This is a genomic window from Pirellulales bacterium (assembly GCA_035939775.1).
Classification (GTDB): Bacteria; Planctomycetota; Planctomycetia; order Pirellulales; family DATAWG01; genus DASZFO01.
This window is the reverse complement of sequence record DASZFO010000269.1, coordinates 25,660-35,240: the sequence shown is the minus strand read 5'-3', so window position 1 is coordinate 35,240 and position 9,581 is coordinate 25,660. Positions and strand designations below refer to the sequence as shown.

6 protein-coding genes are annotated in these 9,581 nt (G+C 61.7%); 4 read left to right on the top strand and 2 right to left on the bottom strand.

The window, feature by feature from the left end; translation table 11 throughout:
- Positions 1-169: 169 nt before the first annotated feature.
- Positions 170-1,084 (bottom strand): hypothetical protein, encoded by a 915-nt coding sequence (locus tag VGY55_17075; GenBank protein ID HEV2971693.1) that lies wholly within the window; start codon positions 1,082-1,084, stop codon positions 170-172.
- A 297-nt stretch (positions 1,085-1,381) separates the two neighbouring features.
- Between VGY55_17075 and VGY55_17070 the strand changes: the two genes are divergently transcribed.
- From VGY55_17070 to VGY55_17055, 4 genes are all read left to right on the top strand, one after another.
- A complete protein-coding gene (locus VGY55_17070; protein HEV2971692.1) occupies positions 1,382-4,039 on the top strand; it encodes a glucosidase in 2,658 nt (885 codons plus the stop codon).
- A 272-nt stretch (positions 4,040-4,311) separates the two neighbouring features.
- A complete protein-coding gene (gene aroE / locus VGY55_17065; GenBank protein HEV2971691.1) occupies positions 4,312-5,799 on the top strand; it encodes a shikimate dehydrogenase in 1,488 nt (495 codons plus the stop codon).
- 132 nt (positions 5,800-5,931) lie between these two features.
- Positions 5,932-6,543, top strand: coding sequence for a shikimate kinase (locus tag VGY55_17060; GenBank protein HEV2971690.1), 612 nt, complete (start codon positions 5,932-5,934; stop codon positions 6,541-6,543).
- Complete coding sequence (locus tag VGY55_17055) at positions 6,540-7,835, top strand: prepilin peptidase (protein HEV2971689.1); 1,296 nt, start codon at positions 6,540-6,542, stop codon at positions 7,833-7,835. The genes VGY55_17060 and VGY55_17055 overlap by 4 nt, the downstream gene beginning before the upstream one ends.
- Before the next feature lie 180 nt (positions 7,836-8,015).
- Here VGY55_17055 and VGY55_17050 read toward each other — a convergent pair whose 3' ends face one another.
- Positions 8,016-9,497: a hypothetical protein gene (locus tag VGY55_17050; GenBank protein ID HEV2971688.1), complete on the bottom strand. Its 1,482-nt coding sequence runs from the start codon at positions 9,495-9,497 to the stop codon at positions 8,016-8,018.
- Positions 9,498-9,581: the final 84 nt, after the last annotated feature.

Genomic DNA, 9,581 nt, shown 5'->3' with positions numbered 1-9,581 from the left:
CCGTCGGAGAAGAAGCCGGCGGACCGGAACATCGAGGGGAATAAGCCCGCTGTAAAAGTTCCGCCGCCGCCGCTGCCGGCGCCCGACAAACCGACCGACAAGAAGCCACTCGAAAAGCCAAACGAGAAACCGGCGGATCCGTTCGAAGGGCTGGATATCTGAACCGCCATTATCGCCGCGTCGAGGCCATTTGGACGGCCAGGAGATCGAGTTGGCCTTTCAGGTCGGCCAGCAACAGATGCGGGCTCGCGCCGCCCGCCATGTGGACGTAGAAGGCTTGCGCCGGCGAACTGTGGCTTGAGGACAAGAGCGCGGCCGTCTGATTGAGATCTTCGAGCCGCCCGTCAACTTCATCGAGCTTATCGACGGTGTGCCGGTTCCCCTCCCATAAACTTTCCAGTTGCAAGATCAGGCCCAACAGCAGGCCAAATTGCCCGCCGAGCGTGATCGGCATGCCGAGGCTCCACAGGTCATTGCGTCCAGCGGCGAGCGACCATCCCAGCAGGACCGCGCCGCAGACGAAGGCCATCAGCCCAAGCGAGAGCGCGCCCCATGCCAGCCGCGATGAGCGGCGGCGGGCTGAAGTCAGAGTTCGGAGGTCAGAGGTCGGAGGCCGGCGCCGCCCGGCATTTCGCCCCGTCGCATGCGACGGAATATTCGGAGTCGATCGCATTCGCGAATGGTCGCTTAGCCGGTCGTCGAAGCTCGGCGCATACCCATGGAGCGCGGAATGATCGAGATGCGGCGTTCCGATCGCGGCGGTCGATGCATCGCCCGCCAGCGGAGTATCGAAGCGCCGGCGGATTCGCTGCAATTCGGCGTTCAGCGTCCAATCGTCCAAGTCGTCGCTCGATCCAGAGGAAAAAAAAGTGTCAGGAACCTTTTCTTGGCCTTCCTCGCGTGGCCCTGTTGGCTCGTCTAATTGCAATCCATAATCCGCAGTTTGGCGGACGCCGCTGAGATGCCGATTGGGCGGAGTGAATTCGCTCGAACCGATTTCGCCGCGACAGCGCACGCAGCGAGACGCCCCACCCTTCTCGGAGGCGACCGCCGGCACATCTTGGCGACAGTTTTTACACCACATTCGTGCGGTCCGCGGTAATTTGGGCCAGTGAATTGCCGACGCTGGCAGCGTCGCCCACGTTGCCGACACTGCCAAAGTCGGAATCATGTGGCGCGTCCATATCCATCGGAAGGCATGGCGGTAATCTGTAACGATTCCACAGCATTTGTGGCTTATGACGGCGACATGCGGCGGTCAGCATGAAAACTAGGTATTATGCGGCAATTGCAAAGGCTTCAGAGCAAGTCCCGAACAAGCCTTTCCTGCGGTAAACTTCTTCAATTCAATGACTTGCTGACTCTCGGCTCGATGAATCTCATGTCCTCGCAACCGTCTTCCGCCGAGAAACGTCGCCTCGAAGAAGCCCGGCTGGGCCAGCAGCCATGGCGAAAGTGGGGAGCGTATTTAAGCGAGCGGCAGTGGGGGACCGTGCGCGAGGACTACAGTGCCGCCGCCGATCCGTGGAACTATTTCACCCACGACATGGCCCGGAGCCGCGCTTATCGCTGGGGCGAGGATGGGCTGGCAGGAATCTGCGACGACCAGCAGCGGCTCTGCCTGGCGCTGGCACTTTGGAACGGCCGCGATCCGATTCTCAAGGAGCGGCTGTTCGGGCTGGCCAATCAAGAGGGGAACCACGGCGAGGATGTCAAAGAGTTGTACTACTACCTCGACGCCACGCCGACGCACTCGTATCTCAAGATGCTCTACAAATATCCGCAGCGCGAGTTTCCATATAGTTGGCTGGTAGAGGAGAATCGCCGCCGCGGGCGATTCGATCCCGAATTCGAACTGCTCGACACGGGCATCTTCGCCGACGATCGCTACTTCGACGTGTTCGTGGAATATGCGAAAGCCACCCCGATCGACCTGCTAATGCGGATCACGGTTTGCAATCGTGGCCCCGAGCCGGCTGAAATTCACGTCTTGCCGCAACTTTGGTTTCGCAACGGATGGTCGTGGAAAGCGGATTCGCAGCGGCCGCTGATCGACGTGGCGGGGCCGAACACGATCGTGGCGCATCGCCGGGCGCCGGGGCACTTTCAGCTTCATGCCGAAGGCTCGCCCACCTGGCTCTTCTGCGACAACGACACGAATATCCGCCGGCTGTTCGGAATGCATGACGCCAAAGGGTATTTCAAAGATGCGTTTCACGACTATGTCGTGCAGAGCAATAAATCGGCGGTGAATCCTGAGCAAAAAGGGACGAAGGCCGCGGCCTATTATCGGCTGAACGTGCCCGCCGGCGGGCAGACGCAATTGCGACTCCTGCTCGCCGGCAACGAATGGAAGACGCCCTTTGCCGATTTCGATCAGATCTTTTCAGCGCGCACGGCCGACGCCGACGAGTTCTACGGTGAATTGCAAGCCGAGTTAACGGATGCCGAAGCTCGCAACGTCCAGCGACAGGCCTTGGCAGGAATGCTGTGGAGCAAACAGCTCTATCATTACGACGTTCCCCGCTGGCTCGAAGGCGATCCGCTTCAGCCGCCCCCGCCTCCCGAGCGCCGCCAAGGCCGCAATCGGGATTGGAAGAGCCTGAACAACGCGGACGTGCTCTCGATGCCCGACAAATGGGAATATCCGTGGTTCGCGGCCTGGGATTTGGCGTTTCATTGCCTACCCTTGGCGATGGTCGATCCGGATTGCGCTAAAGAGCAATTGGTGCTGCTGACCCGCGAATGGTATATGCACCCCAACGGCCAGTTGCCGGCCTACGAGTGGAACTTCAGCGACTCGAATCCGCCGGTCCATGCCTGGGCCGCGTGGCGCATCTACAAGATCGAGAGCAAGTACCGCGGCGGCAGCGGCGACCTCGAGTTCTTGGAGCGGGTGTTCCATAAGCTGATGATCAATTTCACTTGGTGGGTGAATCGCAAGGACGTCGACGGGCGGAATCTGTTCCAAGGAGGCTTCCTGGGATTGGACAACGTGGGGCTGTTCGATCGCAGCCAGCCGCTGCCGTTCGGCGGCGCGCTCGATCAGGCCGATGGCACGAGCTGGATGGCGATGTATTGCCTGAACCTGCTGCGGATCGCGCTGGAATTGGCCCAGCACAATCGCGTGTATGAAGATATCGCCAGCAAGTTTTTCGAGCATTTCCTTGAAATCGCCGAAGCGCTCACGAATATCGGCGGCAACGGCGGTAGTGTCGGCCTGTGGAATGAAGAGGACCAGTTCTATTACGACGCGCTGCGGCTTCCGACTGGCGAACCGCATCCGATCAAGGTCCGCTCGACGATCGGGCTGATTCCGCTGTTTGCCGTAGAGACGATCGAGCCCGAGATGCTCGCCAAGCTGCCGCATTTCGCCAGCCGGCTAAAGTGGTATTTGAAAAATCGCCCCGCCGCGGCCCAATTGGTCTCGCGGTGGGAAGAGCCGGGGCGCGGCGAGCGGCGGCTGTTGTCGCTGTTGCGCGGCCACCGAATGAAGCAGTTGCTCAAGCGCACGCTCGACGAGACCGAGTTTCTCTCGGATCATGGGATCCGCTCGCTCTCGCGCTACCATCGCGAACATCCCTACGTCACGCATTGCGACGGCACGCAGCTTGCCGTCGACTACGAGCCGGGCGACTCGAATTCGGGAATGTTCGGTGGCAACTCGAACTGGCGCGGCCCGATCTGGTTTCCGATCAACTATCTGATCATCGAGTCGCTGCAAAAGTTTCATCACTACTACGGCGACGATTTCAAGATCGAATGCCCGACCGGCTCGAAGCAATTCCTGACGATCAACCAGGTGGCCGAGGAACTGACGCGGCGGCTCACGCGGCTCTTTCTTCGCGACGCAAGCGGCCGCCGCCCAATCTTCGGCAACGACGAGAAGTTCCAGACCGATCCCCATTTCCGCGACTGCGTGCTGTTCCACGAGTTCTTCCACGGCGACAACGGTCGCGGCCTGGGCGCCTCGCACCAAACCGGCTGGACCGGCCTGATCGCCAAGCTGCTCCAGCCGAAGCGGGAGGAGCAGCATTGAGCAGAGGTCGGAGGCCGGAGATCGTGAGGCATCCCGCCGCTTATTTTCGTCGAACCGTTGGAGTTCAGCCTTTAGGCTGCCGGTCGCAGGCTAAAGCCTGAACTCCAACGCTCGGTCGGAAGTCGGAGAAGTGGCCTGTGACAAATGGCGGGTGTCAACGTTTGTCACGGATACCCAATAGGCAGTGCGGCGAACTATAATAAGGCCATCGTTAATTCGTCATTCGTGCTTCGACATTCACTCGTCATTCGTCATTCGAGATTCGTTGATTTATGATCTGTGTCAGTATCGGTCGCAGTCGGCACCGGCACGTGATTGCCGAGCATCGTCATTTGGTCGAAAAGGGAGCGAAACTCGTCGAGCTGCGATTGGATTGGATCGCGGGCGATGTCAACCTCAAGCGGCTTCTGAACGAGCGCCCCGGCCCCGTGATGATTGCTTGCCGGCGCGAGGCGGACGGCGGCAAGTGGGCGGGCAACGAGCAGAAACGGCTCATGTTGCTGCGCACGGCGATTGCCGAGGGGGTCGATTACATCGATCTGGAGGAGGACATCGCCGCGTCGATCCCACGATTCGGCAAGACCAAGCGGGTCATCAGCTACCACAACTTCCGCAAGACGCCCGACGAACTCTCGGCGATCCACGCGCAGTTGGCTAGCCACGATCCGGATGTCGTCAAGCTGGCCACGCTCGCCAACCAGCCGCACGACAATCTCCGCATGTTGCGGTTGGTGCGCGAGAGCAAGTTGCCCACGGTCGGCTTCTGCATGGGAGATATGGGCACCCCGTCGCGGTTGCTCTGCGGCCAATTCGGCTCTCCGTGGACGTATGCCACGTTTCATCAAGAGCGCGTGCTCGCCCCCGGCCAACTCAGCTTTCAACTGATGACCGAGAGCTATCACTACGACGAGATCGACAGCTCGACGGTGGTCTATGGCGTCGTCGCCGATCCGGTCGGGCACAGCCTCAGTCCGCCGGTCCACAATGCCGCCTTTCGCCAGGCTGGGCTGAATGCCGTCTATGTGCCGTTTCGCGTGCCGGCCCAGAATTTGGATCAATTTCTGAGCGAGGCCGACGAGTTAGGCATTCGCGGCTTGAGCGTGACTATCCCGCACAAGGAAGCCGTGATCCGCAGACTGACTAAGGTCGATCCGGCCGTGAAGGGGATCGGCGCGGCTAACACGGTCGTCTTCGAGGGACAATCGCTCACCGGTTACAACACCGATTTTCGCGCCGCGATGGACAGCCTCGAGCGGGCGATGCAGCCGCCGGCCTACGACCGCGGCCCGATCGACGGCAAGACCGTCCTGGTGCTCGGGGCAGGCGGCTCGGCCCGAGCGATGGTCTATGGCCTCGAACGCCGGAATGCGAAGGTGGTGGTCGCCAGCCGCACGAGTTCTCGCGCCGAGCAACTCTCCGAACAACTAGGATGCAGCGCGATCGACTGGGATTCTCGCTATTCGGTATCGCCCGATGTCTTGATCAACTGTACGCCGATTGGAATGCACCCGTTCCTCGACGAGACCCCGTTCGAGAAGCACCATCTGCGGCCGTCGATGGTCGTGTTCGACATGGTCTACAATCCGGAGAACACGCTGTTAATCAAAGACGCGCGGAGCCAAAGTTGCCTTGTCGTGACCGGCGTCGAAATGTTCGTTCGACAGGCCAGCCTGCAATTCAAGCTGTTCACCGGGCAAGACGCGCCGTGGGAATTGATGCGCGACGTGCTCAAGCGCGCGATCGGCGCGGCCAAGGTGTGACGATGGAGGTCGGAAGTCCGGCTGTTGGAGTTCAGCCTTTAGGCTGCTGCCCGCACGCTAAAGCCTGAACTCCAACACTCGGTCGGAGATCGGAAGCAAGGGAAGTCGCGTCGGCGAATGACAAGTTTGAAGATGAACATCGCATTGATCGGTTATCGCGGGACGGGGAAGACGACGGTCGCTCAGCAGCTTGCGCTGCGGCTGGGGTGGGATTGGGTCGATGCCGACGTGGAACTGGAGCTGCATGCCGGTAAGTCGATCGCCGCGATCTTTGCCGATGACGGCGAGCCGGCTTTTCGCGATCTTGAGGCAGCGAACTTGCGCGACTTGATCGGCCGCGATCGCACGGTGCTCGCGCTCGGCGGAGGCGTCGTATTGCGGCCCGAGAACCGAGCATTGCTTCGCCCCGCGCGAGAAAAGGGGTCGGGGACCTTTTCAGAACGACGCGATATGGACGAGATAGCACGAGAAAAGGCTCCCGACCCCTTTTCTCGGACCACGATCATCTGGCTCACCGCCGATCCTGAAACGATCGCCCGTCGCCTCGAATCCGACGCCTCGACCAACGCCCGCCGCCCCAATCTGATTGCCGGCGGTCTATCCGAAATTCGCCATCTGCTGGCCGAGCGGATGCCGCTCTACCGCCAGTGCCGCGATATCGAAATCGACACGGAAAATAAGACCGCCGCCGAAGTGACAACCGAGATTCTCACGAGGCTCCCTTTGACTCAATCCGCGACGTGAACTGGATCCTCGAAACGCCTCTGATCGTCCGGCTTGCGGTTCTATTCCTATTGGGCATTTGGCTCGGCGGCTTCCTCAATCTGGGCATCTATCGGCTGGCGTACCAGTTGCGCTCGATTAGCCCTTGGTCAGCGGCCTTGCCGGCCGCGCCGCCGCGGCGGATCACCGACCGTCTGCCGGTGGTCGGCTGGTTCGGACTGCGGCGCGAAGCGGCGCTCCATGGCGACGGCTTTTGGGTCCGACCGCTGGTGCTGGAACTGCTCACCGGGGCGCTCGTCGCGGCGCTCTATTGGTGGGAGGTCGGCGTGCGAGGGTTGCTGCCGGACCAATTCCGCCAGTTTCTCGACCTGCCTGGGAATCAGGGCCTAGCGCGCGCGGCGCTCATTACAGTCCACATCGAGTTTTGCGCTCACGTCTGCCTGCTGGCCTTCATGATCGTGGCTTCGTTTATCGATTTGGACGAGAAGACGATCCCCGACGGCATTACGATTCCGGGCACGCTGATCGGTTTGCTGCTGGCGGCGGCCGCGCCGCAATCGCTCTTGCCGGTCGTTGAATTCGCTCGTGGGCCGAACGGCCTGGGCCTGGCCAACCCGCGGTTGAGCTTCCTTACCTTCGCTGATCGCGCGGACTGGAATTGGGGCAGCGGACTATCGTTGGCGCTCGGGATCGGATGCCTGTGGATCTGGTGCTTTGGCTTGATGACGCGTGTTTTGCGCCTGCGCCGGGGTTGGCGAGTCGCAATTCGGCTGTTTTGGGCGCGGCTGGTGCGCGATCCGGTGACCAAGTGGCTCGTGATCCTGGGCGCGCTGGGAACGCTCGCCCTGGTGTTCGTCCACCATCATCTCGGTGGCGCGCATTGGCAGGGATTGCTGACGGCGCTCGTGGGAATGGCGATCGGCGGCGGCTTGACCTGGGTCGTGAGAATCGTGGCCAGCGCAATCCTCGGCCGCGAGGCGATGGGATTTGGCGATGTGACGCTGACGGCCATGATCGGCGCGTTTCTCGGCTGGCAGCCCTGCCTGGTCATCTTCTTCCTGGCGCCATTTGGCGCGGTCGCCATCGGCATCTCGCAATGGCTCTCGCGCCGCGATCCGGAAATCCGCTACGGGCCATTCCTCTGTCTCGCCGCGCTCGTGACAATCGTTCGCTGGGCCGAGATTTGGGAAAAGACCGAGCCACTCTTCGCCCTGGGTTGGCTAATCCCGGTCACGCTCGCCATCTGCCTGCTTCTGATGGGCCCGCTGCTAGTCATCGTCCGCGCGATCGGCAACCGGCTCCGCGGCGAGTGAACATGCAAAGCACCATGAACGAGGCGGCGCGCTCCGTACCTGCTGCACACTGCGAGGCGACTTCGAAGTCATCGAGGGCCGGCGGCGTATCTGTGCTGCTCTTTGTTTTCTGTGGACAACTACCGTATGAGTTTTTATCCACAGATGACACCGATGGACTCAGATTCTCGATCACTCCGGCTAGATCGCGCCGCTCGACGATCCGCTGGACGCGAGTAGGCTGGAACCGCTGAGGGTTCCGGCGGCAAAGGGAGTGCTTGGCGAGAGCGAATTGGCCAAACTGAGCCCGAGCGTCGCGGCAAGAGGAGTGCCGCTGGAATCCGAGGCGTTGATCGTCACCAACCCCGCGGACGTAGCCGTGCCGCCGATGACCAGCGAGTTTTGCACGATATGGTCAGCCGTCAGATCGCTGCCGACGTTGAGCAGCGTCGTGCCCGAGCCGTCGATGGCGCCGACCTGCTGGTTGGTCCCGCTGACAAGTACCCCGGTGCCGGCCTGCGAGCTGTTATTGATGACATGCACGCGGCTTGCCACCGTAGTCGGCGCGGACAAATCGGAGACCGAGCCGGCCAATTCCAAAGTCGCCCCATTGGTGATCGGCGCAGTCACGCCGGTGGCGATCGTCGCAGCGCCTGAAGTAGTATTGAACCGCAGTGTTCCGCCACTGACTTGAATGCCGCTGTTGCTGCCGAGCGACGGGGCACCGCCGATTTCCAACGTGCCGGTGCCCGACTTGGCGAACGTACCGCCGCCGACCGCACCGCCGCTGAATGTCAAGGAGCCGTTGCCGTCTAATGTGGACGCGCTGGCGCGGTAGGTGGCGGCGCTCGAAAGCGCGAGCGTGCCTTCTCCTCCGCTGAGACGGTAGCTGTTGCTGTTGGGAGTAAGCGTGCCGCTATAGGCCGGGCCGGCGCCCGGCGCGGCGCCTAAGATCGAGCCGGAGTAGCCGCCGAAGCTCAGGTCCTCGGCGGTGCTGGAAGTCAAGGTTAGCGTGCCGGCAGAATTCAAGATCGGCAATTGTTCAGAAGTGCTGCCGGTATTTGTGATGGGCACCTGCAAGCCAGCGCTGATTGGCACGTTCGTACCGCCGCCGAGTTGCAACCTGCCGCCGGTGATCGTCGTACCGCCGCCGAAGGTGTTGGCGCCGACCAACGTCAACGAGCTGGCGCCGCCAATGGGTTGAAGCGCCAAAGTGCCGCCGCCGATATTGAGCGCGCTACCGCCGTTCAACGTCGTGCCCTGGACGGTCCTGGCACTGACCAGCATGCCCATCGGGAGTGAGGTCGAGCCGGAGCCGAGGCTTAATGTGCCGCCCTGCAGGCCCTGAAAGTATTGCGGTGTGAAAGCTTCGAGCGTCGCAGGTGAATCTCCTGAAACCGGCGGATGCCAGTTGGCTGCGTGCATCAGGAATCGCGAAGCCCCTTGTGGAGTCGCTGGGGATTGAACTCCGACATGGCTTTGCCGCTGTGGCACGAAGGTCGAGCCGATCGAGTTCGAGGATGCGGAGACCAATTGCGCATGTGCCATCGTGGAGCCGCCGTGCCAGGACTGGAGCAGCGAACCGGCGGCGAGCAGGTCGCGGCCTTCGAGCATTTCCAGCCGCAGACATCGCGACGGCCGCCGTTTCCGCCCGCGATCGGCATGCGGGGGCGCAAATCCCATCGTAGAGGCAAGGCCCTCGACCGCCTCCCTTAAAGCACGCAGAGGAAGCCGCATGTCCGAAATCCGGGTGCTTGAGAGAGACGT

Coding starts and splice junctions, on each gene's coding strand:
- VGY55_17075 (HEV2971693.1), bottom strand. CDS start 1,084: ATGTGGTGTAAAAACTGTCGCCAAGATGTGCCGGCGGTCGCCTCCGAG.
- VGY55_17070 (HEV2971692.1), top strand. CDS start 1,382: ATGTCCTCGCAACCGTCTTCCGCCGAGAAACGTCGCCTCGAAGAAGCC.
- aroE (HEV2971691.1), top strand. CDS start 4,312: ATGATCTGTGTCAGTATCGGTCGCAGTCGGCACCGGCACGTGATTGCC.
- VGY55_17060 (HEV2971690.1), top strand. CDS start 5,932: ATGAACATCGCATTGATCGGTTATCGCGGGACGGGGAAGACGACGGTC.
- VGY55_17050 (HEV2971688.1), bottom strand. CDS start 9,497: ATGGGATTTGCGCCCCCGCATGCCGATCGCGGGCGGAAACGGCGGCCG.